General features: G+C 72.1%; 23 protein-coding genes and 2 pseudogenes. 8 read left to right on the top strand and 17 right to left on the bottom strand.

Annotation, left to right across the window (positions count from 1 at the left end; genetic code table 11):
• Nucleotides 1-282 precede the first annotated feature (282 nt).
• From QIS99_RS25385 to QIS99_RS25365, 5 genes and pseudogenes are all read right to left on the bottom strand, one after another.
• The gene (locus tag QIS99_RS25385; protein WP_282515958.1) at nt 283-714 is read right to left on the bottom strand and encodes a protein-tyrosine phosphatase family protein; all 432 of its coding nucleotides are present in this window, start codon (nt 712-714) and stop codon (nt 283-285) included.
• Between the two features lie 102 nt (nt 715-816).
• The gene (locus QIS99_RS25380) at nt 817-996 is read right to left on the bottom strand and encodes a hypothetical protein (RefSeq protein ID WP_282515957.1); all 180 of its coding nucleotides are present in this window, start codon (nt 994-996) and stop codon (nt 817-819) included.
• A gap of 72 nt (nt 997-1,068) precedes the next feature.
• Complete coding sequence (locus QIS99_RS32210; protein ID WP_349017324.1) at nt 1,069-1,821, bottom strand: NUDIX hydrolase; 753 nt, start codon at nt 1,819-1,821, stop codon at nt 1,069-1,071.
• A 213-nt stretch (nt 1,822-2,034) separates the two neighbouring features.
• Nucleotides 2,035-3,042 (bottom strand): TetR/AcrR family transcriptional regulator, encoded by a 1,008-nt coding sequence (locus tag QIS99_RS25370; protein WP_282515981.1) that lies wholly within the window; start codon nt 3,040-3,042, stop codon nt 2,035-2,037.
• A 228-nt stretch (nt 3,043-3,270) separates the two neighbouring features.
• Nucleotides 3,271-3,447: pseudogene (locus QIS99_RS25365) on the bottom strand (TetR family transcriptional regulator); the annotation flags it as partial.
• Between the two features lie 103 nt (nt 3,448-3,550).
• Between QIS99_RS25365 and clpX the strand changes: the two are divergent.
• Together clpX and QIS99_RS25355 are read left to right on the top strand one after the other, a co-directional pair.
• On the top strand, nt 3,551-4,876 hold the full coding sequence (clpX, locus tag QIS99_RS25360; RefSeq protein ID WP_282515956.1) for an ATP-dependent Clp protease ATP-binding subunit ClpX: 1,326 nt from the start codon (nt 3,551-3,553) through the stop codon (nt 4,874-4,876).
• A 397-nt stretch (nt 4,877-5,273) separates the two neighbouring features.
• Nucleotides 5,274-5,654, top strand: a complete 381-nt coding sequence (locus QIS99_RS25355; RefSeq protein WP_282515978.1) for a helix-turn-helix domain-containing protein — start codon at nt 5,274-5,276, stop codon at nt 5,652-5,654.
• 76 nt (nt 5,655-5,730) lie between these two features.
• Here QIS99_RS25355 and QIS99_RS25350 read toward each other — a convergent pair whose 3' ends face one another.
• Together QIS99_RS25350 and QIS99_RS25345 are read right to left on the bottom strand one after the other, a co-directional pair.
• Nucleotides 5,731-6,345, bottom strand: a complete 615-nt coding sequence (locus QIS99_RS25350; protein WP_282515955.1) for a ClpP family protease — start codon at nt 6,343-6,345, stop codon at nt 5,731-5,733.
• 1 nt (nt 6,346) lies between these two features.
• Nucleotides 6,347-7,012 (bottom strand): ATP-dependent Clp protease proteolytic subunit, encoded by a 666-nt coding sequence (locus QIS99_RS25345; protein ID WP_282515954.1) that lies wholly within the window; start codon nt 7,010-7,012, stop codon nt 6,347-6,349.
• Nucleotides 7,013-7,608: 596 nt separating this feature from the next.
• On the opposite strand from QIS99_RS25345, the gene QIS99_RS25340 reads away from it, so the two are divergent.
• Both QIS99_RS25340 and QIS99_RS25335 read left to right on the top strand, forming a co-directional pair.
• Complete coding sequence (locus QIS99_RS25340) at nt 7,609-8,394, top strand: SAM-dependent methyltransferase (RefSeq protein ID WP_282515977.1); 786 nt, start codon at nt 7,609-7,611, stop codon at nt 8,392-8,394.
• A 117-nt stretch (nt 8,395-8,511) separates the two neighbouring features.
• Nucleotides 8,512-10,842, top strand: coding sequence for a choice-of-anchor A family protein (locus QIS99_RS25335; protein ID WP_282515953.1), 2,331 nt, complete (start codon nt 8,512-8,514; stop codon nt 10,840-10,842).
• 101 nt (nt 10,843-10,943) lie between these two features.
• On the opposite strand, the gene msrB is transcribed toward QIS99_RS25335, so the two are convergent.
• The 4 genes from msrB to QIS99_RS25315 form a co-directional block, all read right to left on the bottom strand.
• Complete coding sequence (gene msrB / locus QIS99_RS25330; RefSeq protein ID WP_282515952.1) at nt 10,944-11,351, bottom strand: peptide-methionine (R)-S-oxide reductase MsrB; 408 nt, start codon at nt 11,349-11,351, stop codon at nt 10,944-10,946.
• Between the two features lie 54 nt (nt 11,352-11,405).
• Nucleotides 11,406-12,800 carry a UDP-N-acetylmuramate--L-alanine ligase gene (gene murC / locus QIS99_RS25325; protein ID WP_282515951.1) on the bottom strand — a complete coding sequence of 465 codons (1,395 nt, stop codon included), beginning with the start codon at nt 12,798-12,800 and terminating at the stop codon, nt 11,406-11,408.
• 255 nt (nt 12,801-13,055) lie between these two features.
• Entirely contained in the window at nt 13,056-13,505 is a 450-nt protein-coding gene (locus tag QIS99_RS25320) for an indole-3-glycerol phosphate synthase (RefSeq protein WP_282515976.1), read from the bottom strand.
• A 265-nt stretch (nt 13,506-13,770) separates the two neighbouring features.
• Nucleotides 13,771-14,694, bottom strand: coding sequence for a pyrimidine reductase family protein (locus QIS99_RS25315; RefSeq protein WP_282515950.1), 924 nt, complete (start codon nt 14,692-14,694; stop codon nt 13,771-13,773).
• On the opposite strand from QIS99_RS25315, the gene zapE reads away from it, so the two are divergent.
• Together zapE and QIS99_RS25305 are read left to right on the top strand one after the other, a co-directional pair.
• Nucleotides 14,693-15,844, top strand: a complete 1,152-nt coding sequence (zapE, locus tag QIS99_RS25310) for a cell division protein ZapE (RefSeq protein ID WP_282515949.1) — start codon at nt 14,693-14,695, stop codon at nt 15,842-15,844. The two genes, QIS99_RS25315 and zapE, sit on opposite strands and share 2 nt — an antisense overlap.
• A gap of 127 nt (nt 15,845-15,971) precedes the next feature.
• Nucleotides 15,972-17,360 carry an alkaline phosphatase PhoX gene (locus QIS99_RS25305; RefSeq protein WP_282515948.1) on the top strand — a complete coding sequence of 463 codons (1,389 nt, stop codon included), beginning with the start codon at nt 15,972-15,974 and terminating at the stop codon, nt 17,358-17,360.
• 72 nt (nt 17,361-17,432) lie between these two features.
• Here the strand turns inward: QIS99_RS25305 and QIS99_RS25300 are convergent, their stop codons facing one another.
• From QIS99_RS25300 to aac(3), 3 genes are all read right to left on the bottom strand, one after another.
• Nucleotides 17,433-18,437 carry an SPFH domain-containing protein gene (locus QIS99_RS25300; protein WP_282515947.1) on the bottom strand — a complete coding sequence of 335 codons (1,005 nt, stop codon included), beginning with the start codon at nt 18,435-18,437 and terminating at the stop codon, nt 17,433-17,435.
• 4 nt (nt 18,438-18,441) lie between these two features.
• The gene (locus QIS99_RS25295; RefSeq protein ID WP_282515946.1) at nt 18,442-18,873 is read right to left on the bottom strand and encodes an NfeD family protein; all 432 of its coding nucleotides are present in this window, start codon (nt 18,871-18,873) and stop codon (nt 18,442-18,444) included.
• 166 nt (nt 18,874-19,039) lie between these two features.
• Nucleotides 19,040-19,921, bottom strand: a complete 882-nt coding sequence (aac(3), locus tag QIS99_RS25290) for an aminoglycoside 3-N-acetyltransferase (protein WP_282515945.1) — start codon at nt 19,919-19,921, stop codon at nt 19,040-19,042.
• A 192-nt stretch (nt 19,922-20,113) separates the two neighbouring features.
• On the opposite strand from aac(3), the gene QIS99_RS25285 reads away from it, so the two are divergent.
• Nucleotides 20,114-21,019 carry a polysaccharide deacetylase family protein gene (locus QIS99_RS25285; protein ID WP_282515944.1) on the top strand — a complete coding sequence of 302 codons (906 nt, stop codon included), beginning with the start codon at nt 20,114-20,116 and terminating at the stop codon, nt 21,017-21,019.
• A 73-nt stretch (nt 21,020-21,092) separates the two neighbouring features.
• Here QIS99_RS25285 and QIS99_RS25280 read toward each other — a convergent pair whose 3' ends face one another.
• The 3 genes and pseudogenes from QIS99_RS25280 to QIS99_RS25270 all read right to left on the bottom strand — a co-directional run bounded on the left by QIS99_RS25280 (nt 21,093) and on the right by QIS99_RS25270 (nt 23,489).
• The gene (locus QIS99_RS25280; protein WP_282515943.1) at nt 21,093-21,761 is read right to left on the bottom strand and encodes an ABC transporter; all 669 of its coding nucleotides are present in this window, start codon (nt 21,759-21,761) and stop codon (nt 21,093-21,095) included.
• A 146-nt stretch (nt 21,762-21,907) separates the two neighbouring features.
• Nucleotides 21,908-22,804: pseudogene (locus QIS99_RS25275) on the bottom strand (ATP-binding cassette domain-containing protein); the annotation flags it as partial.
• Nucleotides 22,805-22,811: 7 nt separating this feature from the next.
• On the bottom strand, nt 22,812-23,489 hold the full coding sequence (locus QIS99_RS25270) for an AIM24 family protein (RefSeq protein ID WP_282515942.1): 678 nt from the start codon (nt 23,487-23,489) through the stop codon (nt 22,812-22,814).
• A gap of 145 nt (nt 23,490-23,634) precedes the next feature.
• Between QIS99_RS25270 and QIS99_RS25265 the strand changes: the two genes are divergently transcribed.
• The gene (locus tag QIS99_RS25265; RefSeq protein WP_282515941.1) at nt 23,635-24,483 is read left to right on the top strand and encodes a peptidyl-tRNA hydrolase; all 849 of its coding nucleotides are present in this window, start codon (nt 23,635-23,637) and stop codon (nt 24,481-24,483) included.
• Nucleotides 24,484-24,778 lie beyond the last annotated feature (295 nt).

The raw sequence follows: 24,778 nt of genomic DNA, 5'->3' as shown, positions 1-24,778 counted from the left end.
ACGACCCGCCCTCAGCCCACAAGACACCATGCGCCGCACGGCAGTTGCGCGGGTCGCCTATTACGGCCGAAACCCGGCGCACACGACAGCAATCGGGTGCGGAATCTTCACGACCGGAGGCGCACACGGTGTGCTCCCGTCCGTTCCGCTTCGCGGCCGGGGACCTGGTCGGCTCTGCCACGGCCGGCGGTTCGGGCCGTCCGGTTCCCCGTCCCGCTGTTCAGCGGCCGGGCACGGCGAGGGCCTGAACAGCGCGTGGATTACGGCCACGGGGACAACGAGTCACCTGTGGAAGGCCCGTACGTAGCGGCGCTGCCAGGGCGTTTCCACGGCATGCCGGTCGTAGTGGCGGCGCACGAAGTCCACGGCATCCTCGGGTGGCACACCGTCGAGGACGGCGAGGCAGGCGAGCGCGGTGCCGGTGCGGCCGCGGCCGCCGGCGCAGGCGACCTCGACCCGCTCGGACGCGGCACGCACCCAGGCGTCGCGGAGCACGGCGGCCGCCTCCGCGCGGTCACTGGGCAGCCGGAAGTCTGGCCAGCGCAGCCAACGGGACTCCCAGTCGGTCGCGGGCGGCCGCTTGCCGAGCAGCAGCACGGCGAACGTCGGCTGCTGCCCCTCGGGCAGCGGCTTCCGGAGGCCGCGCCCGCGCACCAGGCGGCCCGACGGCAGACGCAAGACTCCGGGCGCTGCCGGATCCCAGGACTCGATCACGCACCCACGGTAAGCGGCGCCTCGGGCGGGTCACTACGGAACGTCGGGGTCCGGTGCCTTGCTCGGCTCCCCGCGCTGCTGCGGCTCGTGGTCCTGCTCTCGCTAGGCCTGACGCTCTCCGGGGTCGTCGTGCCGCTGCGGCTTGCCTGGCGGCGTGTGGTCTGGCCGCGCCGAGTCCGTCGGCATGTGGTCCGGCCGGGGCTGCGGCTGCGGCGTCCGGAATTCGTACCGCGCCATCCGGCCGATGTCGCGCTGGACGGGGATCCGGGCGAGCAGGCGCATGCCGAGAAAAAGGCGACGCGAACCCGCTGCCCCCTGGCCTGCGGGACGCGCACGCCCTCCGGCTCCGCGACCTCAGGCCATGCGATAGCGGTGCGCTTCGTGCGCGGGTACGTCGAGGTCCTGCCGCCAGGCGGCGAGCACACCCGCGGACGGCTCGAACAGCTCGGCGGGGAGGGCGTCGAGGCCGGTCCACACCCACCGCAGGATCTTGTCCGGTTCGGTCACCTCGGCAACGGCTCCGGTGGGCGCGGGCACGACCGCCGCGGCGGACAGCCTGGTGAGGCCCTGCTTCCCGTCGACGACCACGGCGACGACCCGCACGTCCTCGGGAGACACCGACAGGGCGGTCTCCTCGGCGAGTTCGCGGGCCGCGGTCTGCTCGAAACTCTCGCCCGGATCGACCTTCCCGCCGGGGAGTTCCCAGCGGTTGTCGTGGCCGAGGCCGAGGAGGATGCGCTCCTGCTCGTCGACGACGATGACGCCGACGCCTGTGACGCCGTTCGGCGCGGGAAAGGCCCGCTCGGCGCGCTCGGCTCGCTTGGCGCGTTCGGCCCGTTCAACACGCTCAGCCCGTTCAACACGCTCAGCCCGTTCAACACGCTCAGCCCGTTCAACACGCTCAGCCCGTTCAACACGCTCAGCCCGTTCAGCCCGTTCAGCCCGTTCAGCCCGTTCAGCCCGTTCAGCCCGTTCAGCCCGTTCAGGCCGTTCAGCCCGTTCAGGCCGTTCAGGCCGTTCAGGCCGTTCAGGCCGTTCAGGCCGTTCAGGCCGTTCAGGCCGTTCAACCTTGCGGGTGGCGGGTTCGGACTTGTTGTTGCGGGACACTGCGGCCTCCAACTGGTACGTACGGCGGCCGAGTTCCGCGGCAGAGCGGCGCGGCGGCACGGCATGGGCAAGGGTGGCGGTCTCCTCGGACAGCCAGATCGGCCGGGGCGGTCGGGTCGTCCTGGCTGGCGGGGCAGGCCGGTCGGTCGGGCAGGTCGGGCAGGTCGGGCAGGTCGGGTCGGTCGGAGCCGCAGCCGGCTGCTGCGGGGCCGGTCAGCTGGGAGTGGGCGCAAGATGCTCCACGCCCGCTGTCGCCGCAGCATGGCAGGCTCCGCGGCCGTCGGCGCGGGCAACGATGCGGCCCTCGACGATCCGAACGGCGGCCTCGGTGCCGTCGCTCACCGCGGACACGCCCGCCGCGGCGGCGAGGGAGCCCGATGCGTCGTACACCACCTGGAGCCGCGGCCAGGCCGAGACGGGGAAGGTGGCACGCAGACAGCCGACGACGTCGGCGACGGCGAGACGCGCGAGCGGAATGAGTTCGTCCGGGCTGCCGGAGACTAGGACCGCCGTCACCGTCGCGTCCGGTGGCGCCGCGCGTACGGCTTCCTCCACGGCCTCCAAGCGGTGCAGGCCAAGCACGGCGAGCACGCCGTCACCACCGAACCGCGCCGGGACACCGCGCACGGCGTCGACGGGCGGGCGGCACGCAGCCCGCTCCGCATCGGCCGGCCCCGTCAAACCCGTGAGTCCGGTGAAACCCGTGAGTCCGGTGAGACCGGTGAGACCCGTGAGTCCGGTCAGCCCCGTCTGTCCGGTCGGGTCGGCCAGTCCAGTCAGGGAGGAGCCGGCCGGTGACGGGCCGGGCGTCGGGGCGAGGGGCCAGGGTTCGTCCACCGGGCGCGCGTGGGGCACGTACGGGAGGTGGGGCGGATCCCAGGTGTCGTGCGGGGCGGCGTCGGCGAGGCGTTCGCAGGTGTTGATCACGGTGAAGGGCTCGATGAACCCGGGTGCGGCGTCGGCCAGTTGGCGTGCTCCGTGGAGGGAGGTCAGCACGGATTCGGCGAGGCGCACCCTGCGGATGCGGTCGGCGGGCCGCATCCGTTCGAGGGCGAGGCCGAGTACCAGAGCGTCCAGCTTGAGGAGTTGGCCGTACGGTCGGCGGGTTCGCTCGTCGGCGAGAACTTCGGACAACAGGTGCCTGTCGAGCCGCGCTGGGCCTGCGTCGCCCTGCCCCTCGTGCGACGTGGCACTGTCGGCGGCGAGTGGCAGGCGGGCCATCCAACTGCGGGCGAAGGTGGCGAGCGCGGTCGGTGCAGAACACTCCTCCTCGAAGGTTGCGGCCGCGCCACCACGCTCCCCAAGCCTTTCGGACGCCACCGATCCCTCAGACCCCCCGGAGGCCCCAGACCCCCCGGCGGCCCCAGTCCCCCGGGAGGCCCCAGACCCACAGGAGCCTCCGGCTCCGGACTGCGCCAGCTCCGCCAGCTCTGCGAGGACGGCGAAGTAAAGGGCCCTCTTGCCGGGGAAGTTGGAGTAGACGGCGCCGCGGGTGAGGCCCGCGCGTTCGGCGATGGCGTCGACCTTCGCGCCGGGATAGCCGCGAGCGGCGAACTCCTCCCGGGCCGCCGCAAGGACCTTGGCGCGATTGAGCTGCTGCAACTGCGCCCTGCTGAGCCGACCCATTGCCCCCACTCGTTCATGCCCTGTATGGATTGCCGTCCACCACGGCGCAGGATACCTTCGTTTCACATGGTGACGTCATCTGATCCCGGCATTTGAGGTACGAGTGGCACGCATCGGCGACAGCGACAACCTGCTGAAGTGCACGTTCTGCGGCAAGAGTCAGAAGCAGGTCAGGAAGCTCATCGCGGGTCCGAGCGGCATCTGCATCTGCGACGAGTGCGTGGGGCTGTGCAACGAGCTGATCGCCGAGGAGGCGGAGGAAGCGGCCGAGGGCGCGCCGCGCGAACTGCCCACGCCGCGCGAGATCTTCACGTTCCTGGAGCAGTACGTGATCGGCCAGGAGGAGGCCAAGAAGACGCTGTCGGTGGCGGTCTACAACCACTACAAGCGCGTGCGTCAGGCGGGTGCGCCGGGCGGCGGCACGGCGGCCGTCGATCAGGAGGCGCCGCAGTCGGCGCCGTCGTCGCCGTTGCCGGAACCCGTCGAACTCGGCAAGTCCAACATCCTGTTGATGGGTCCGACGGGTTGCGGCAAGACGTATTTGGTGCAGACCCTCGCGCGCATGCTGGACGTACCGTTCGCGATCGGCGATGCGACGGCGCTGACCGAGGCGGGCTATGTCGGCGAGGACGTCGAGAACATTCTGCTGAAGCTGCTGCAGGCGGCGGACCACGATGTCGAGCGGGCGCAGCGCGGCATCATTTACATCGACGAGATCGACAAGGTGGCGCGCAAGAGCGAGAACCCTTCGATCATGCGGGACGTGTCGGGCGAGGGCGTGCAGCAGGCGCTGTTGAAGATCCTTGAGGGCACGGTGGCGTCGGTGCCGCCGCAGGGCGGGCGGAAACATCCGCAGCAGGAGTTCATCCAGTTCGACACGTCGCATGTGCTGTTCATCGTGGGCGGCGCCTTCGCCGGTCTGGAACGGATCATCGAGCAGCGGGCGGGCAGCAGGGGCATCGGCTTCACCGGGTCGCTCGGGGCGACGCAAGGGGCGGCGGAGGAGAGGCCGTTCGCGGGGGCGTTGCCGCAGGACCTCCTGAAGTTCGGCCTGATCCCGGAGATCGTGGGACGGCTCCCGATGATGGCTGCGGTCGACCCGCTGGACGGGCCCGCCCTGGTCCGTATCCTCACCGAGCCGCGCAACGCGCTGCTGAAGCAGTACCGGAAGCTCTTCGAAATGGACGGCGTGGAGCTGGAGTTCACGGACGACGCCGTCGAGGCGATCGCCGAGCAGGCACTGCTGCGCCGCACGGGCGCCCGCGCCGCCCGCACGATCCTCGAAGAGGTGCTCCTGAACGTGATGTACGAAGTGCCGAGCAGGGACGACGTGGCACGTGTCGTCGTCACCCGCGACACCGTGCTCGACAACGTGAATCCGACGCTCGTGCCGCACGACGAGCCCGGGCCCAGCGAGAAGTCGGCGTAGGTCGACGTTTTCCTCCTCTGCTGCAGGTCTGCACCCCTGCCGCACTGCAGACCTGCCGCGCTGCTTCGCTGCTTCGCTGCTTCGCTGCTTCGCTGCTTCGCTGCTTCGCTGCTTCGCTGTTGGCAGAACGGAACATGCCCTTCAGCCGTGCCTGCGCTCCTACTCTGAAGAGGTGAGCAGCGAAGAGCCGACCGAAGCAGTTGAGGCGCGAGACGGCCGCGTCACCGGCACGGGCCTGTCCCGTGAAGTCCACGATTCGAGTGCGGCGCGAGACGCCGGGCACGAGCGTGACGCCCAGGTGATACCACTGCTGCCTGCCTTCGCATCGCCCGCAACGCCCGCAACGCCCGCAACGCCCACTGCGACCACCGCTCCCGATACGCCCCACACGCCCAAGATGCCCACGGTGCCCGCCGCGCCCGCCCCCGCCGCGCCCGCCAAGGAGCCGTTGTGGCGGGACGTAGTGGGTGAGGTGCTGCGTCGCGAACGGATGCTTCAAGAGCGGACGTTGAAGGACGTGGCGGAGGCAGCCCGGATCTCGATGCCGTATCTCTCCGAGTTGGAGCGGGGCCGCAAGGAGGCCTCGTCGGAGGTGCTCGCGGCTGCGGCGCGGGCCTTGGGCCTGAGCCTGACCGATCTGCTCTCCCGTGGCCGTGCGGAGATCGTCCGGCTCTCCGGCGCGCGGCGCGCCGTCAGCGGGGCCGGCGGACGTTCCGGTCCCCGCGCCACGGGCCCTATGGCCAGCATCCAGCGGAACCAGATGCGACTGGCGGCCTGACCGAGGCCGGTGGGAGGCGGGGGCTCACCCGCCACCCCCTCCCACCACCCGCGGCCCTCACTCCCCTTCCGGCCCCTCACCCCACCGCCGGCACCCCCTCCGTCCGGCGCGTCAGGACCTCGTCCGCGAGGCCGTACGCGACTGCTTCCTGGGCGGTGAAGACCTTGTCGCGGTCCATGTCCTGGCGCAGGGTCGTCACCGCGTGACCGGTGTGCTGAGAGAGCACCTCCTCGATCTGTGCGCGTATCCGCATCATTTCCTTGGCCTGGACCCGCAGGTCGGCGACCGTGCCGCGCTGTCCACCGCTCGCGGGCTGGCCGAGCAGTACGCGGGAGTGGTCGAGGACGAAGCGCCTGCCCTTGTCGCCCCCGGCCAGGAGTACCGCGGCCGTGGACGCCGCCTGGCCCACGCAGAACGTGGAGATGGGGGCGCCGACGAACGTCATCGTGTCGTAGATCGCCATGAGCGAAGTGAACGAGCCGCCCGGGGAGTTGATATAAATGGCGATCTCCTGGCCCGGGTTGGACGCCTCCAGGTGCAGGAGCTGGGCGATCACTACGTTGGCGACGCCGTCGTCGATCTCCGTACCGAGGAAGATGATGCGCTCGGACAGCAGCCGGCTGAAGACGTCGTAGGACCGCTCGCCCTGCGGGGTGCGCTCGACGACGTTCGGGATCGTGTAGCTGCCCATCTCAGAACCCCCTGCGCTGCCGGGCTGCCGCGGGCCGTACGTCGACCAGCGAGGTGACCACGTGGTCGACCATGCCGTAGTCCCTGGCCTGTTCCGCGGTGAACCAGCGGTCGCGGTCGCCGTCGCGCGCGATGGTCTCCTCGGACTGGCCGGTGTGCTCGGCGGTGATGCGCTCGATGGAACGCTTCAGGAACTCCAGGTTCTCCGCCTGGATTTCGATGTCCGCGACGGCGCCACCGATCCCGGCGGACGGCTGGTGCATCATGATCCGCGCGTTGGGCAGGGCGTACCGCTTACCGGGTGTGCCGACCGAGAGCAGGAACTGTCCCATGCTGGCGGCGAAGCCCATGGCCAGCGTGGAGACGTCGTTCGGGATCAGTTGCATCGTGTCGTAGATGGCGAGCCCGGCGTGCACGGAACCGCCGGGGCTGTTGACGTAGAGGCTGATGTCGGTGCGCGGGTCCTCGGCCGACAGCAGCAGCATCTGGGCGCAGACGCGGTTCGCGGACACCTCGTCGACCTGCGTGCCGAGCACGATGATGCGCTGGCCGAGGAGTTGGGCGGCCAGGTGGTCGTCGAACCGCGTGGGTGCCGTGTCCCCTTCTTCGGCCCGTGGGTCCGGGGGTCGCTCCCAGCCCCGGGCGGCGGTGAGTGAAGTCGTCGTCATCGGTCCTCCCTGTTTCTGCCGTGTCTTCTGCCTGGCTTCTGCCGTGTGCCGTGCTTCTGCCGTGTGCCGTGCTTCTGCCGTGCCTCCGCCGCGGCTTCTGCCTGGCTTCTGCCATGTGTCGTGCTTCCGCCGCAGCTTCTGCCTGGCCTCTGCCTGGCTTCTGACGTGTGTCGTGCTTCCTTCGTGGCTTCTGCCGTACTGCTGCGCCAAGTCGGCGCCACGACTCCCAATGTCGGCCCCCGAGCAGCGCGAGGACAGAGATCTCTGCCCTGAGCAGATCTGCCGACAGCAGAGCGAACGGGAAAGCGCCCGCCGCCGCGCCCCCACCCCGCCCCCCGACCAGCAGACTTGCCGCCTTGACGGCCCCACCGCCCCGCGGACCACCTCACGCAGGCCTCAACCCAAGGGCCTACATTGCCTGTTGAAGGGTCGAAGATCCGCGCAGCGGCCCAGCACAGCCCAGCCAACTCGCAGCAGACCACCAACGGACCAGCGCGCCACCAGGAGGAACCGTGCCCGAGCAAGCCGAGCAGCCCACGCAGCCCGAGCAGCCCACACAGTCCGCACAGCCCACCCCCCGGACGTCCTCCGAAGAGCTGCGCGCCCGGATCAACACCTCCCAGCCGCACACCGCGCGGATCTGGAACTACTGGCTCGGCGGCAAGGACAACTACGAGGTGGACCGCGCGGCCGGCGACCAGATCCGGCAACTGCACCCGGGCATCGGGGAGTACGCGCGCGCAGACCGCCGCTTCCTCGGCGCAGCGGTGCGGCACCTGGTGGACAAGTCCGGCATCCGCCAGTTCCTCGACGTGGGTACGGGGCTGCCCACCGCCGACAACACCCACGAGGTGGCCCAGGCCCTCGCGCCGGAGAGCCGCGTCGTGTACGTCGACAACGACCCGCTGGTGCTCGCGCACGCGCGTGCGCTCCTGACCAGCACTCCGCAGGGCAGCACCACCTACCTCGACGCCGATCTGCGCGACGTGGACACGATCCTGGAGCACGCGGCCCAGACCCTGGACCTGAGCCGCCCGGTCGCGCTGGTGCTGCTCGGCGTCGTCATCTTCATCGAGGACGAGGCGGAGGCCCGTGGGGTCGTACGACGCATCATGGACGCCCTGCCAAGCGGCAGCCACCTGGTGCTCTCGCACACCATCACCAGCCCCGCCATGCCGGACGTGGACGCCGCGGTGGCGTTCTGGAACGAACACGGCACCCCGAAGCTGACCCAGCGCACCCCGGGTCAAGTGGGAGAATTCTTCGATGGCTTGGAGCTGATCGGACCCGGCGTCGTGTCCTGCAACCGCTGGCACCCCGACATCGCAGACGAGACGGTGGAGGAGGTGGCGATGTTCGGAGGGGTCGCCGTGAAGCGGTGACCCGCAACTGCGAGAACGCCCATCCGGTCCCCCACCCCTCACCGCTTCCGGTGGCAGCAGCGCGCCACTTGGCCGATGAGCCGGACTTCCGATCGCCCGAGATATCTCCTTTACGGCATGTGGTCACTCTCACGTCCCAAGAAGGCGACGGAAACGACGGGAGCCCTTCCGGGCAGACTCCGCCCACGCGAGTCCGCCCGCTCCACCGCATCCGGCCGCTCCAGCGCATCCGCCCGCTCCACCGCATCCGCCCGCTCCACCGCATCCGGCCGCTCCAGCGCATCCGGCCGCTCCACCGCGTCCGCCCGCTCCACGGCCGCGGCCTGCGGGGCCCTCGCCCTGCTGTGCGCGCCGCTGACGGCGACGGCCGCCCACGCCGACACCACCACCACGCCCCCAGCTCACGCCAACGCCAACGCCAACGCCACCACTCCTCGAGCCGCCGCCCAAGCCGCCCCGCTGCCCGGCGGGCTCGGCCCGTGCGTGCCGGGCACCTGCCCGGACACGTATCCGCCGGTCAACAACAGCCCCATCGAGTACCGAGACAACGCGATCAACATCTACGTCGGCGACGACTTCCTGGTGCGCGGACGAGCGGCGGAGGCCGAGGGCAGGGTCGTCGCGCTCGGCGACTTCGACCAGGACAAGGACGCGGGAGGCAGCAGCGTCTACAACGTCGGTGAGGCGGGCGTCGGCTCCCGCGTCGCCCCGCCCGTGGGCGCCGACTGGCTGACGACGGGCGGCGACGTCAGCGTGGCGGACGGCGAACGCCTGCTCGCCGAGGACGGTGTGACCCGCTACGCGGGCACCGCGACCGGCACGATCGACTCGACGCTGGAACAGGACGACGCCGCGGCGACCCCGTACACCGGGCTGCGGGGGGAACTCTCCGTGGCCAGCCAGTGCTACGCGCACCCCGCGGGTGGAACGCGCACGCCCACCGGCACGGCCGTCAACAACGGCTACGAGACCCGCTTCACCGGTGACGGTACGTCCCCACTGCAAGTGTTCAACGTGGACTTCGACATGACGAGCCCCACCGGCTCGGACCAGGACATCGTCTTCGAGGGCATCCCCGAGGACGCGACGGTCCTGGTGAACATCCTGGGCGACAACCGCACCATCAGCACGTACGGCGGCAGCCTCGACGACAGCCACCCGCTCAACCAGCTGCGCAACCGGCTGCTGTGGAACTTCCCGGACGCGTCCACCGTGAACATCGCGGGCTCCGGCCAGATGCAGGGCAGCTTCCTGATCGGCAACCAGGCGTCCCGGTCGACGGTCAGCATCAGCGGGCTCAACGGCCGCTTCTTCACGACGGGTTCGCTCACCCACACCTCCCCCGGGACCGGTGGCGGCGGCGAGGAATTCCACAGCTACCCGTTCGAGGGCGACCTGCCGGACTGCCGCACCCCGCAGAACACGGGCGGGGTCGAGGTCCGCAAGACGGACGAGGAGACGGGGGCGCCGCTGCCGGGCGCCGAGTTCGAGCTGTGGCGCGAGACCAACGGCGCCGCAGACCTCCAGACCACCGGCCCGGACCCGGACACCCAAGTCGGCGACACCTGCACGACAAACAGCGCGGGAAGCTGCAGCCGTACGGTCCCGACAGGCACCTACTACTGGCGCGAAACCCAGGCCCCCGAAGGCTACGAACTCCCCGACCCGGCAGTCTTCGGCCCCCTCCAACTCACCGACGCCAACGCGCCCCAAGGCGTCGCGGTCACCGCCGCCAACACCCCCGCGAACAACCTCACCACCGGCGAGGTCCGCGTCCACAAGACCGACGAGGAGACCGGAACCCCCCTGCCCGGCGCCGAGTTCGAGCTGTGGCGCGAGACCAACGGCGCCGCAGACCTCCAGACCACCGGCCCGGACCCGGACACCCAGGTCGGCAACACCTGCACGACAAACAGCGCGGGAAGCTGCAGCCGTACGGTCCCGACAGGCACCTACTACTGGCGCGAAACCCAGGCCCCCGAAGGCTACGAACTCCCCGACCCGGCAGTCTTCGGCCCCCTCGAACTCACCGACGCCAACGCGCCCCAAGGCGTCGCGGTCACCGCCGCCAACACCGCGGCCAAGGCGCCGGAGCCGACGGGCGCGCTGCACGTCGTCAAGACCGACAAGAGCGACGGCGAGCCGCTCGGCGGCGCGGTGTTCCAGCTGTGGCGGGAGAGCAACGAGCAGCCGGGGCTGCAGACCTCGGGCACCAGCAGCGACACCCGGATCGGCAACGGCTGCGCCACGGACGCACGCGGCCGCTGCGACTTCGACGAGCTGCCGCTCGGCGCGTACTACCTGCAGGAGACGGACGTCCCCGAGGGCTATGTCCTGCCCGACGACCGGGTGAGCGGCCCGCACGAGGTCACGGCCGACAACGCCGACGAGGGCGTCACCGTCCGCCTCAGCAACAAGCGCGGCGGCCCCGGCAAGGGCGAGAAGTAGCCGTACCGGAGGCAGCGGGCACGGTCGGACGACCGTGCCCGCTGTCCTGACGACGACAGGGAACCGACCGCCCGTACGCGGCGCGGCGGAGGCCTTCCGGCCTACTCCCCGTCCGCCTGCAGCCGCAAGGAGATCGAGTTGATGCAGTACCGCTGATCCGTGGGCGTCGGATACCCCTCGCCGGAGAAGACGTGCCCCAGGTGGGAGCCGCAGCGGGAGCAGCGGACCTCGGTGCGGAGCATGCCGTGGGAGCGGTCCTCGATCAGTTCTACGGCGTCCGAGTCCTTCGGGTCGTAGAAGGACGGCCAGCCGCAGTGGGACTCGAACTTGGTCCCGGACGTGAACAGTTCGGCCCCGCAGGCGCGGCAGGAGTAGACGCCTGTGGTCTTGGTGTCCGTGTACTCACCGGTGAACGCGGGCTCCGTGCCGGCCTGGCGCAGGACCGCGTACTCCGCGGCACTCAGCTCCTCGCGCCACTGCTCGTCGGGCTTCTCGACGTCGTACGTCATGGCTGGGCTTCCCCTCAGTACAGCTCAATGCAGCTCAATACAGCTCAGTGCAGCTCAGTTGGACAGGCGGTCCAGGATCTTCGGGCCGAGGTCCGTGACGTCGCCCGCTCCCATGGTGAGAACGAGATCGCCGGGGCGGGCCATTCCCGCGATCACGTCCGGGACGGCGTCCTTGGCGTGCTCGGGGGTGACCTCGGCGCCGGCGGTGCGGGCCGCGTCGATGATGAGTGCGCTGGTGATGCCGGGGATCGGGTCCTCGCGGGCCGGGTAGATGTCGAGGACCACGGACGCGTCGGCGAGCGCGAGCGCCTGCCCCATCTCGACGCCCAGCTCCTGGGTGCGGGAGAAGAGGTGCGGCTGGAAGACGACGAGAATCCGGGAGTCCCCGACCGCGCCGCGGATCGCGTCCAGGTCGGCGTTCATCTCGGTGGGGTGGTGCGCGTACGAGTCGATGACCTGGACGCCCGCGGCCTCGCCCTTGAGCTGGAGGCGGCGCTTGACGCCGGTGTACTTGCCGAGGGCCGAGGCGAGGTTGTGGGCCGGGATGCCGAGGGCGACTCCGGCGGCGAGGGCGGCGACGGCGTTGTGCGCGTAGTGCCGGCCGGGCACCGAGACGGTGAAGGTGAGCAGCTTGCCGCCGAGGAGGACGGTGACCTCGCTGGTCAGCCCGCGCGGGGTGACCTTGTGGATGCGGACGTCGGCGGTCTCGGACTCGCCGTACGTGACGACCTTGACGTCGGACCGCTCGCGGACGCGGCGGGTGAGTTCGGCGGCGCCGGACTGGTCGGCGGCGATGACGAGGGTGCCGCCGGGGACGATCTTGTCGGCGAAGGTCTCGAAGGACTCGTAGATCTCGTCCATGGACGCGTAGTTGGCGTGGTGGTCGAGCTCGACGTTGAGGACGATGGCGACCTCGGGCGCGTACTTGTGGAAACTGCGGTCCGATTCATCCGCCTCGGCGACGAAGATCTCGCCCTCGCCGTGGTGGGCGTTGGAGCCGGGTGCGTCCAGGTCGCCGCCGATGGCGTACGAGGGGCCGAGGCCGAGGGCGGACAGCGACACCGCGAGCATCGAGGTGGTGGTGGTCTTGCCGTGCGTGCCCGCCACCGCGATGGGGCGCAGGCCGTCCATCAGCCGGGCCAGCGCGTCCGAGCGGTGCACGACCGGGACGCCCCGGTCCTTGGCGGCGGCCAGCTCGGGGTTGTCCTCACGGATCGCGGAGGAGACGACGACGGCGGAGGCGTCCGCGGCGAGGTGGGCGGCGTCGTGGCCGATGTGCACGGTCGCGCCGCGCTCGCGCAGCGCCTCCGCGGTGGCGGACTCGCGCGCGTCGCTGCCCGCGACCTTCGCGCCGCGCTGGGCGAGGATCTTCGCGATGCCCGACATTCCGGCGCCGCCGATGCCGATGAAGTGCGGTCGGTCCATGGCGGGGGGCAGGCCGGGGGTCATGTACGTCTCCTGGGCGGGCTGGCGGTCCGGGGTCGGCCGCCGTGTCCCGGGGCCGCGCCCCCGCGCCGGGTCGGGGGCAGGCCCAGCGTAGTCGGGCTGTGCGCGACCGCGTACGCAGCACCACCCGGAGGCCCACTCGCTGCCCGACCGCGTACGCAGCACCACCCGGAGGCCCACTCGCTGCCCGACCGCGTACGCAGCACCACCCGGAGGCCCACTCGCTGCCCGACCGCGTACGCAGCACCACCCGGAGGCCTACTCGCTGTGCGCGTACAGCTTGAGCACCGGGACGCCGACCTTGTGGCGGGCGCGCGAGGCCCAGTCGCGGTGGAAGAACTCCTCGACGTAGTGCGGGGCGGTCAGCACGATGACCTCGTCGGCGCCGGTCTCCTCGGAGACGGTCTTCAGGACCTCGATCGGATGGTCCTCGACGAGCCGGCCGACCGCTTCGCAGCCCGCCTCGCGCAGCGACTTCAGAGAGTGTTCGAGGCCGAGGCGGGCGGGTCCGGTGGCGTCCTCGCCCTCGGGTTCGTCGCCCTCGTGGACGGCGTCCTCCAGCTCGCCGAGCGCGACGTCGTCGAGGGCGCGGAGGAGCCGGTCCTGGTCGCCGCGCGGCTGCATGAGGACGACGAAGGAGACCGTCTCGTCGCCGTGCAACGTGGTGACGAACTCCACGTCGACGGACGACAGCGGCTTCTCGATCATCAAAACGCTCGTGTACGACACGGCGGGCGCCCTTCTCCATACGGGGGCCTTGAGCCCCTGCGGAATCCAACCTGACCGACATCCTGACCGACATCCTGACCGACATTCTGGCCGGGTGCCCGTGAGAAGTGCGCTCCCCGCGGGCACGACGCCTGCATGTCGCCATGCATGTCTCGATGTCGCCATGCATGTCTCGCTGCATGGCTCGCTGCATGTCTCAGTGTGCCCAGCCGAAGCGAAACGGAACGGCTAATTCCGCCGAATGTCAGGGCCTGCGGTACCGGGTGAACAAGAACCCGTCCTCTTCCAGCACCGAGGCGAGCGCGAACCGTTCAGGCAAGGTCATCCGCGGTCCCCCGGCGATCCGCCGGGCGTCGCCCGCCGCGAGCATCGGCGACACGGTGAGGCAGAGCTCGTCGAGGACGTCGGCGGCCACGAACTGCCCGAGCAGCGTCGGACCGCCCTCGGTGAGCAGCCGCTTCAGCCCCTGCCCGGCCAGCGCGGCGACGACCCGCCCGGGTTCCACGCCCCGGCCCTCCCCGGCGATCAGCACGCGGGCACCGGCCTTCTCGGCGGCCTCCCGGCGCTCGGCGGAGGCGGCGGCTCCGGTCAGTACGAGGGTCGGCACGAGCGGCTCGGTGAAGAGCGGGAGCGAGAAGTCCAGGTCGAGGCTCGCGCTGATCACCGCGATGGCCGGGGCGGGCCCCTGACCGGCGGCCGCGCGCCGCCCGGCGAAGGCGTCCCGCGCGCGGGCGGGCCGGTACTCCTCCTGCCGTACCGTTTCCGCGCCCACCACGACCGCGTCCGCGAGGCCGCGGAGCGTGCCGAAGATCCGCATGTCGGCGGGGCAGGAGATGGGCTGCGAGCGGCCCTCGTGCATGGCGGCGCCGTCGAGCGTGGAGACCATGTTGGCCCGCAGGACGGGACGGTCCGTCTCGGGGTAGGCGTACCAGTCGGCGAGCTCGTCGAGACTCCACTCGCGGTCGTCGGCGGGGGCGGGGGCTCGGTCCGCGGTGGGGGCGGGGGCTCGGTCCGCGGTGGGGGCGGGCGCTCGGTCCGCGGTGGGGGCGGGCGCTCGGTCCGCGGTGGGAGCGGGCGCTCGGTCGGGCACGCCGGTGAGGGCGGGAGCGGAGGCGGCCTCGGGGCCCCCTGCCGGTGTCTGGTCGGTCACAGGGAACAGGCTGCGCATGTCCCGCAGTCTCGCACGGCCTCTAGAGTTAAGAGTTGTGTCGACCTCCCCTGCCTCCTCCGCCCCAGCCGGTACGAGCCCGATAGCGGACCCGTCCCCGCTGTCCCTCTGCGCCCGCGCGCCGCACGTCCCCGCCGACCGTCTGGTCGCCGAGATGGTGCCGCCGCCGCGCTTCCAGTCGGCCCGCTTCGAGACGTACGTCCCCGACCCCGGCCAGCCCAGCCAGGCCGAGGCCGTCGAGGTGCTGAGCGGCTTCGCCGGGACGCTCGGCGGGGCGCACGCCACCGGCTCGGGCAAGAGGCGCTGGTTCTCGCGGAAGGCCGAGGCCAGGCCGGCCGGGCCGCGCGGCGTCTACCTGGACGGCGGGTACGGAGTCGGCAAGACCCACCTGCTCGCCTCGCTGTGGCACGCCACCCCGGCGGAGCCCGCGCTGAAGGCGTTCGGCACGTTCGTGGAGCTCACCAACCTGGTCGGCGCCCTGGGCTTCCAGCAGACCGTGCAGACCCTCTCCGGGCACCGGCTGCTCTGCATCGACGAGTTCGAGCTGGACGACCCGGGCGACACGGTGCTCGTGTCCACGCTGCTCGGCAAGCTGGTCGACGCGGGCGTGGCGCTCGCCGCCACGTCCAACACGCTGCCCGGCAAGCTCGGCGAGGGCCGGTTCGCCGCCGCCGACTTCATGCGCGAGATCCAGGGCCTGTCGGCGCACTTCCGCGCCCTGCGCATCGACGGCGAGGACTACCGCCACCGCGGCCTGCCCGAGGCGCCGCCGCCGTACTCCGACGACCGCGTCACGAAGGTCGCGTACGCCACCGAAGGGGCCTCGCTCGACGACTTCCCACACCTGCTCGAACACCTCGCGAAGGTGCACCCGAGCCGTTACGGCGCGCTGACCGACGGCCTCGCGGCGGTCTGCCTCACCGGGGTGACGCCGGTGCCCGACCAGTCGACGGCGCTGCGTCTTGTGGTCCTCGCCGACCGGCTCTACGACCGTGAGGTGCCGGTGGTCGCCTCCGGGCTGCCCTTCGACCGGCTGTTCAGCGAGGAGATGCTGAACGGCGGGTACCGCAAGAAGTACTTCCGCGCGATCTCCCGCCTCACGGCCCTGGCCCGCGACTCCCGCAAGATCCCGGGCGCGCAGGAGGGCTGAGGCGGCGCGCAGGGCTCCGGGCGGTACGACACAGGCCGTCGCCTTCTACGCGCGTGGTTCCCGGAGCGGCAGCTGCGTGATACACACAGCGGGTCGTATTCCTGTCCGCCAGCAGGGAGTTGCCCGTATGTCCGAAACACGACAGACCGCACGACCCTCCGCGACGAGACGCCAAGTCCTGGCAGGCACCGGCGCATTGGGCGTCGGCATCGCCTTCACCGGCGCCTTCTCGGAGCTCTTCGCCGGCACCGCGGCCGCCCGCGGCAGGGCCGGCTACGGGCCGCTCGTGCCCGACCCGGACGGCCTGCTCGACCTGCCGAAGGGCTTCCGCTACAAGGTCCTGTCCCGCGAGGGCGACGCGCTGCGCTCCGGCGAGGGCCGGGTCCCCAGCAACCACGACGGCATGGCCGCCTTCCGCGGCCGCAGGGGCGGCACCCACCTGGTCCGCAACCACGAGAACCGGGCCAACGGGAAGATCCCCGTCCCCACGGTCGAGGGCCTCACGTACGACCCGGAGGGCAAGGGCGGCTGTACGGCGCTCGCGCTCGACCGGCGTAACAACGTGGTGGACGAGCGGGTCGCCATCGCCGGCACCGCTGTCAACTGCGCGGGCGGGCCCACCCCTTGGGGCACCTGGCTGACCTGCGAGGAGACCGAGGACAAGGCCGGCACCAACGGCTACACCAAGGACCACGGCTTCATCTTCGAGGTGGACCCGGCCGACCCGCGCCGCTCCGGCGCCGTACCCCTCACCGCGATGGGCCGCTTCCAGCACGAGGCGATCGCCGTCGACCCGCGCCACGGCGTCGTCTACGAGACCGAGGACGCCTTCGACAAGCCGTTCGGCCTCTTCTACCGCTTCCTGCCGAACAAGCCGGGCGGCGGCCTCGGTTCGCTGCGCGCGGGCGGGAAGCTGCAGGCCATGCGGGTGCCCGGGGTCGCGGACCTGTCCCGGATCCAGGAGACCGGCGCGCGCTTCGACGCCATCGAGTGGGTCGACGTGCCCGACCCGCTGGCCGCCGGGACGCCCATCAGGTTCCAGGACTTCGGGCCGCGGGGGATCACCCACGCCCAGAAGCTGGAGGGCTGCTACTGGGGCGGCAAGTGCGTCTACTTCGTCTCCAGCTTCGCCAAGAGCGCTCAGGGCTCGGCCGCCGACCACTACGGCCAGATCTGGCGGTACGACCCGTCGTCCCGCAGCCTCACCCTCGTGCTCGTCTTCGGCCCCGACACCGACCTCCAGCTCCCCGGCGAGGAGCCGGACAACATCTGCCTCGCGCCCAGCGGCGGCCTGATGGTCGCGGAGGACGGCGAGGGCGCGCAGCACGTCTTCGGCCTCACCCGGCGCGGCGAGGTCTACGCGATGGCCCGCGGCCGGCAGAACATCGGCACGCCCGAGGAGCCCGCGTGGGGCGAGTTCGCGGGCGTCACGTTCTCCCCGGACGACGACACGATGTACGTGAACTGCTACAACCCGGGCACGACTTTCGCGGTGACCGGCCCCTGGCACCACTGACGCGCTCCACGCCCGCGGGCGGCCCGTGTCTCCGCAGCGGAGGACGCGGGCCGTCCGCGTGTCGCTCACGCGTCAGGGGCGCTCCGCCTTCGCCGCGTCCGCGACCGCCTCGGCGGCCGCCTCCGCCGCCTGGGCCGTGTCGTCGGCGGCCTTGGCGGCCATGTCGTCGGACGGCTTCTCGCGGGTCGCGGGCGACTGCGGCAGTTCCACGTTGAACGCCTTGGAGACGCCCTGCAGCGCGGAGGTGATCTCGCTGGGGATCACCCAGAAGTTGTTGCCCTCGCCCTGGGCCAGCTGGGGCAGCGTCTGCAGGTACTGGTAGGCGAGCAGCTTCGGGTCGGGGTCGTTGCGGTGCACGGCCTGGAAGACCTCGTCGATGGCCCGCGACTGGCCCTCCGCCTGGAGGATCGCGGCCGTGCGGTTGCCCTCGGCGCGCAGCACGGCGGCCTGCTTGTCGCCCTCGGCGGTGAGGATCTGCGACTGGCGCTGGCCCTCGGCGCCGAGGATCGCGGCCCGCTTGTCGCGCTCGGCCCGCATCTGCTTCTGCATCGCGTCCTTGATGGTCTGCGGCGGGTCGATGGCCTTGATCTCCACCCGGTTGACGCGCAGGCCCCACTTGCCGGTGGCCTCGTCGAGCACGCCGCGCAGCTGGCTGTTGATGGTGTCGCGGGAGGTGAGGGTCTTCTCCAGGTCCATGGAGCCGACCACGTTGCGCAGCGTGGTGACGGTCAGCTGCTCGACCGCCTGCAGGAAATTCGCGATCTCGTAGAAAGCCGCGCGCGGGTCGGTCACCTGGAAATACAGCACGGTGTCGATCTCGACGACGAGGTTGTCCTCGGTGATGACGGGCTGCGGCTGGAAGGAGACGACCTGTTCGCGCAGATCGATCACCGGGTGGACGCGGTCGATGTACGGGATGACGAGATTGAGGCCCGGGTTGAGGGTGCGGTGGTAGCGGCCGAGCCGTTCGACATTCCGGGCGCGGGCCTGCGGAATGATCCGTACCGCTCGTACGACGGTGAAGATCGCGAGAAGCGCGACGATGAGTCCGGCGATGAGGAACGCGGAAATCTCCATGGCTTCAGTCCCGGGGGTAGACGAATGCGGTGGTGCCGCTGATCTCCATGACGTCGACGGTCTTTCCCCGAGGAATCACCAGCGTCTCGTCGAAGGCGCGGGCCGTCCACTCCTCACCGTCGATCCGGACCCGGCCGCCCGCGGCCGAGACCTCCGCGACGACGTACGCAGCCTTCCCCACCAGGGCATCCACGCCGAAGCGCGCCGCTTGGGGCCGGTTCAGGTGCCGCATCGCGAGGGGGCGCACGAACAGCAGGGTGACGGCGGACACGGCGGCGAAGACGAGGAATTGAAGGGGTGGGGGCAGCCCGAGCGCGGCGGTGGCCGACGTGACGAGTGCGGCCGCGCTGAGCATTCCGAGGGCGGCCGTGAGCGTGAGAATCTCGGCCACGGCCAGGACGGCTGCGACGATCAACCAGATCAGCCAGGGATCCATGGCACACCACTTCCGTCCGGGTGGGCGCGGAATTCTTAGACGTACGGGTATGGGTACGGAGGCGGCGACGGCGGTGATTGCGGCAGTTGGCGGCGATTGCTGCCGGTTAGCGGCGGCCTGCGGCGACAGCAGCGAATTACCGTCATTTTACCCGGCAGCCGACGCATTACTCGGCGCCGGAATTCCCCCCGATTCCCCGACCGCCGCCGATCTTCCGCTCGATCCATTCCCGCGCGAACGTGACGACCTGCTCCGCCTCGAACAGGTGGCTCTCGGCGGCGCCGACCCGCCCGCTGCGGCCGAGGCCCGCCGCGAGCAGGGCCCGGGTGATCGTCTCGAACGGGTCCTGCCCCTCGGGCACCACGGGCGCGTAGTCGAAGGCGCCGTCGGTCGAGTCGATGTCGCGGAAGTGCCGCCAGACCCGCCGCCCCTCGGCGAGGACGGGCTGTTCATACGTCACGTACCGCTTGCCGGGGGCGTCGGCGAGGGCTTCCGCGTGGTGCAGCAGCGTCAGGGTGTACAGCGGGGCGCCGAGCAGCAGGACCCGGCCGCGCCGGGCGACGAGGCGGGCGAGCGGGCTGCCGGGGCCGTGCGGGTCGTCCCACGGGTGATCGGCGGTCAGCTCGGCGGCCGCCGGGCCGAGGGCGGCGCAGCTGACGTCCGGGTGCCGGCTGCGGAGCGCGCCCGGCCTGCGGCGCAGGGCCTCGGGCAGCCGCCCGTTGTCGTGCTCCGCCTCGCTCGACTCCGGTTCGTAGGCGGGGTGTTCGGCGCGTACGGCGTCCTGCCAGGGGCGCGGCCAGGTGCGGAAGCCGTACGGCGGGGCGTCGTTCCAGCCGCAGGTCACCATCAGGGTGCCGGCCGGGCCGACGGCGTCCAGGAGGGCGTCGATGACGGTGCCGGCCCCTCCGGCGACGTAGCCGATGGCGGACATCCGGGTGTGGAACATGACGGTGTCGCCGGGCCGGAGGCCGAGCGCGGCCAGGTCGTCGCGCAGCCGGGTGCGGGTGACGGGCCCGCCGGACCGTTCGAGCAACTCGCGTTCATCCATGGTGCGCGCGCCTCCGGCCTCAGTCCGTGGTGTGGGCCTGCCCCGCCTGGCGTAGCTCCTCGGTGTGCTGCGTCATGGCGTCATGATGGCAGCAGCCCGGCGGACTCAGCGGGTGACCTCTCGGCGTGACGCTCCCTCACCTCCGCGGTGCGGCTGGGCACATAGTCGCATTTGCGGCGCTATGTTCGCCCGGTGACCGTTCCCGTACGCAGACTCGCCGCCCTCGGTGTCCTGGCTGCCGTCACCGCAGGCTGCGGTACCGGCCAGGACTCCGCACCCGACCCGGACCGCCCCTCCGCCCCGGCCTCTCCGCGCGCCTCCGCCGACGCCCGGCCGCCGACGCTCGCGCCCGGACCGGAGGGGCTCGCGCCCGTGTTCAAGAGCGGGAAGCGGGACGGCGGCAAGACCGTCGCGCTGACCTTCGACGCCGACATGACCGCCGACCAGGGACCGCGCGCCGCCAAGGGTGAACGGTTCGACAACCCGGAGCTGATCGCCACGCTGCGCCGGCTGAAGGTGCCGTCGACCGTGTTCATGACAGGGCGGTGGGCCGAGGAGTACCCGGACCAGGCCCGCGCGATCGACGCGGACCCGCTGTTCGAGGTGGCCAACCACTCGTACAGCCACTACGCGTTCACCTCGCACTGCTACGGGCTTCCGACCATCGCGCCGGAGAAGATGCGGGCCGATGTGGAGCGGGCGTTCAGGGCGTTCGAGAAGGTCGGCGTCGAGAACGCGATGCCGTACTTCCGCTTCCCCGGCGGCTGTTACGACCGCTCGGCCCTGCGCAACGTCGCCCAGGCGGGCGTGACGGCCGTGCAGTGGGACGTCGTCAGCGGCGACGCCTTCGCCACGGACGCGGACGCGGTCGCGGAGGAGGTGCTGCGCGGGGTGCGCCCCGGCTCGGTCGTCGTCCTGCACTGCACGCGCAGCGCGGCGCCGACGACGGAGAGGGTCGTCCGCAAGGTCGTGCCGGAACTGCGCGAGCGGGGCTATCGGTTCGTACGGGTCTCGGAGCTGATCCGGGCGCAGGGAGCGGAAGAAGCGCCGGGCCGCCCGTCCGGCGGTTCCGCCGCCGCCCCCTCACGTACGCCGTGAACTGAGCTCGCGTACGCCGTGAACTGAGCTCAGGTACGCCGTGAACTGAGCTCACGTACGCCGTGCACCGGGCTCATGTACGCCGTGAGCTGAGCCCGCAAGCCGCAGCCGCCGCGAGGGCCGCCGCCCCCACCGCCCCCGCCAGCGGCAGCACGAGCACCGGCACCGTCCCCGTGCGGGATCCGGTGATCAGGCCCCACACCACCGCCCGCGCGGGCGAGCCCGTCGTCACCACGGCGAGCAGCGCGAGGAGGGCCGTGAGCGTGACGGACCAGCCGGGGCTGCGCAGCAGCGGCCAGGTGCACAGGGCACCGACGGCGGTGCCCACCAGCGTGCAGACCGCCACCGCGAGAAGCGCTGCGAGGACCATCGGCAGCGGGTCGATCCGCACCTGGCGGCCCGTGCTGTGCCAGTCGCTCATCGCCACCACCAGCGCACCGGCCGCCACCCCGAGCAGCGCCGCGCCGCCCGACGCCGTGAGCAGCGCGGCGAGATGCGCCCGCGCGGGCCCGGCGGCCGCGGCGGTGACCTGGCGGGCGGCGGGCGGCTCCTGAGTGGCGCAGATCCGCGCCAGCCACGCGGCGACGGGCAGCAGCGCGGCGGCCGCGTAGCCGAGGGAGTCGAGCACCGGGTCCCCGGCCCGCGCGCCGACGGCGACCAGGACGGCGTAGAGCAGCAGGGGCGGCAGCCAGCGCTGGGAGCGCAGGAGCAGGGCGGCCTGGTAGCGGAGCAGGGCGGTCACAGGTGCGGGTCCTCGGCGGTCACGGGCGCAGGTCCTCGACGGTCATCGGTACGGGTCTTTGGTACGGGTTCTCGGTACGGGTTCTCGGTACGGGTCCTCGGTACGGGTTCTCGGTACAGGTCCTCGGCGGCCGTCGGCACGGGGTCTGGACCCGGCACGAGGTCCGGGGCGGCCGGCACCGGCTCCGGAACCCGTACCGCCTCCGGAACCCGTACCGCCTCCGGCTCCCGCACCGCGCGGATGTGCCACGGCGGGTCGGCGTGCAGCAGGGTGCGCAGGACCGCGTCCGAGTGGCACGCCGCGACTGTGAGGCGGGCCGTACCGGCCGCGTCGACCTCCGCGTGCGCGCCCGCGGGGAGCCCGGCGGGCAGCGGGACCCCCGCGCGGCCGCGGGCGAGGACCGTGACCCGCGGTGCGGGCTCCGACGGCCCGGCGGCGTCGGGGACCAGGGCGGTGCCGTCGACCCGGTAGGCGGCGTCCGCCGCGCCCGCGAGGCGCCGCGGGTCGTGGTCGACGTACACGACGCTCGCCCCTGCGGATGTCAACTCCCGCACCGCAAGGTCGAGTTCGGCGCGCGCCTCGGCGTCGAGGCCGGTCCAGGCCTCGTCCAGGACCAGCAACTCCGGCTCGGCGAGCAGCGCCTGGGCGACGGCCACCTTCTGGCTGGTGCCCTTGGACAGCTCGCGCAGCGGCGTACCCGCGTGCCCGTCCGCGCCGAAGCGCCCCAGCCAGGCGAGCGCGCGGTCCGCGGCGACCGGGCCGCGCAGTCCGTGCACCCGGCCCAGGTGGGTGAGGTAGCCGAGCGCCGTGAACGGCAGCGCGGACGGGAAGCGTTCCGGTACGTACGCGGTGCGAGGCCGGCCGGTGAGGCGCCCCTCGCTGGGCGCGTCGATCCCGGCGAGCAGCCGCAGCAGCGTCGACTTGCCGCTGCCGTTGGCGCCGGAGACGCGCAGCAGCGCGCCCCCGGGCACGTCGAGGTCGACACCGCGCAGCACCCAGGGCCCGCGGAGTCCGTACCGCCGGCCGACGTTCGAGAGCCGCACGACGGGCTCAGTTCTGGCCGGGCTTGTGCGGCACGGCCTCGCTGGGGCGCACGATCACGAAGCCGTCGCCCTGCAGCATCAGCTGGACCGCTTCGCCCGAGCCGCCGCGGATCATCGAGCCGAAGCTCTGCGAGCGGTGCAGCGAGGTGTGCAGCTGGGAGCTCCAGCCGACCACGGCGTCGGTGTCGGCGTACACCGGGGCCTGCTGGCTGACGGGGATCACGATGGGGTCGCCCTCGCAGATCACGGCGAGCTTGCCCTGCCCGGTGAAGACGCTGTTGAACAGCCCGCCGCCGGCCATGCCCGCGCCCTTCACGGTCTGGATGTCGTACGACAGGGTGGGGTCGAAGCAGAGGACGTTGCGGCCGTTGATGGTCAGCGAGTCGCCCGGGTCCATCTCCACGATGAAGCAGTTGGCCGCCTCCTGCGCGAACCACGCCTCGCCCTGGCCGCGCACCGCCATCAGCGCCAGGCCCTCGCCCGTGACCGCCCGCTTGAGCATGCCGCCGACGCCCTGCCCCTTGCGCTCGAACTGCAGATTGCCGCGGAAGGCGATCATCGAGCCCTGGCGGGCGTGCATCTCGCCGTTCACCACGTACTTGACGGACTTCGAGTTCTGCAGGCTCATGCCCGGCGCCGTGGCGGGCTGCGCCATGTTCTGCGAGGCGAACAGTTCGCTCTTCATCCGAACCCCCGGTTCTGCTCTGGTCGACCGGCCGGTACGCCGGTACGCCGGTGTGGCCCTCCGGTCCGGGAGGGCACGGCCGACTCTATCGGCGGGGCCGCTCCCCGCGGGAGGGTTGTCGGTGCCCGCTGGCACACTGGACGGAGTGAGCAGCCAGAACCTCTCCAGCGAGCCCGAGACTCCCTCCGACGAGCCCGGGAACCCGTCCGCCGAGCCCGAGACTCCCTCCGACGAGCCCGGGAACCCGTCCGCCGAGCCCGAGACTCCCTCCGACGAGCCCGGGAACCCGTCCGCCGAGCCGGGGGCCCCGTCCGCCGAGCCCGCCCAGGACCGCGACGAGGCCCCGCAGTTCGTGCTGCCCCTCGTCGTCCGCATCGAGAAGGCCGCACCGCCGCCCCGCACCGACGCCCTGGAGACCGCCGCCCGCGCCGTCCTGACCCTCCTCGCCGACGAGCGCGCCCTCGGCGAAGGGATCTGGGCCCAGGCGGTACGGGACTGGCAGGACGCCCGGATCCGCAAGGTGGTCCGGCGAGCGCGCGGCGCCGAGTGGCGGCGGGCGGAGGCGCTGCCCGGCATCACGGTCACCGGGAAGGACACGGAGGTGCGGGTCTACCCGCCCGTGCCGCTCGACGGCTGGCCCAAGGACCTGGCCCGCCTCCAGGTCTCCGGCACCGACCTGGCCGACCCGGAGCCGCCGGTCGCCCCGGACCGTGCCGAGCCGGTCCTCTGGCTCAGCCCCGACCTCGACATGTCGGCGGGCAAGGCGATGGCCCAGGCGGGGCACGGCGCCCAACTCGCCTGGTGGGAGCTGTCGGACGAGCAGCGCGAGCGGTGGCGCGCGGCCGGCTTCCCCCTCGCGGTCCGCACGGCACCGCGGGCCGACTGGCCCACGCTGACGACGAGCGGCCGCCCGGTGGTGCGCGACGCGGGGTTCACGGAGATCGCCCCGGGTTCCTGCACGGTGGTGGCGGACCACCCGGCCTTGCACACCTGACCCCCACGGGGCTCCGCCTCGGGGGCCGCCTCGGGGGCCGCCTCGGGCTCCGCCCCGGACCCCGCCTCGGGGGCCGCCTCGGGCTCCGCCTCGGACCCCGCCTCGGGGGCCGCCTCGGGCTCCGCCTCGGGGGCCGCCTCGGGCTCCGCCTCGGGGGCCGCCTCGGGGCCCCGCGCACAGAACGTCGGCGGGAGAACGTCGGCGGGGCGTGTTCCTCCCCCACCCCGCCCCTTCCCACCCCCCAAACCCGCCACGGGCCGCCCCCGCCCCGCCCCCGCGTTGAACACCCCGGCGA

It is taken from the genome of Streptomyces solicavernae (genome assembly GCF_029968095.1).
Taxonomy (GTDB): Bacteria; Actinomycetota; Actinomycetes; order Streptomycetales; family Streptomycetaceae; genus Streptomyces; species Streptomyces solicavernae.
The sequence above is the reverse complement of the archived record's forward strand: the minus strand, read 5'-3'. Positions and strand labels throughout refer to the sequence as shown.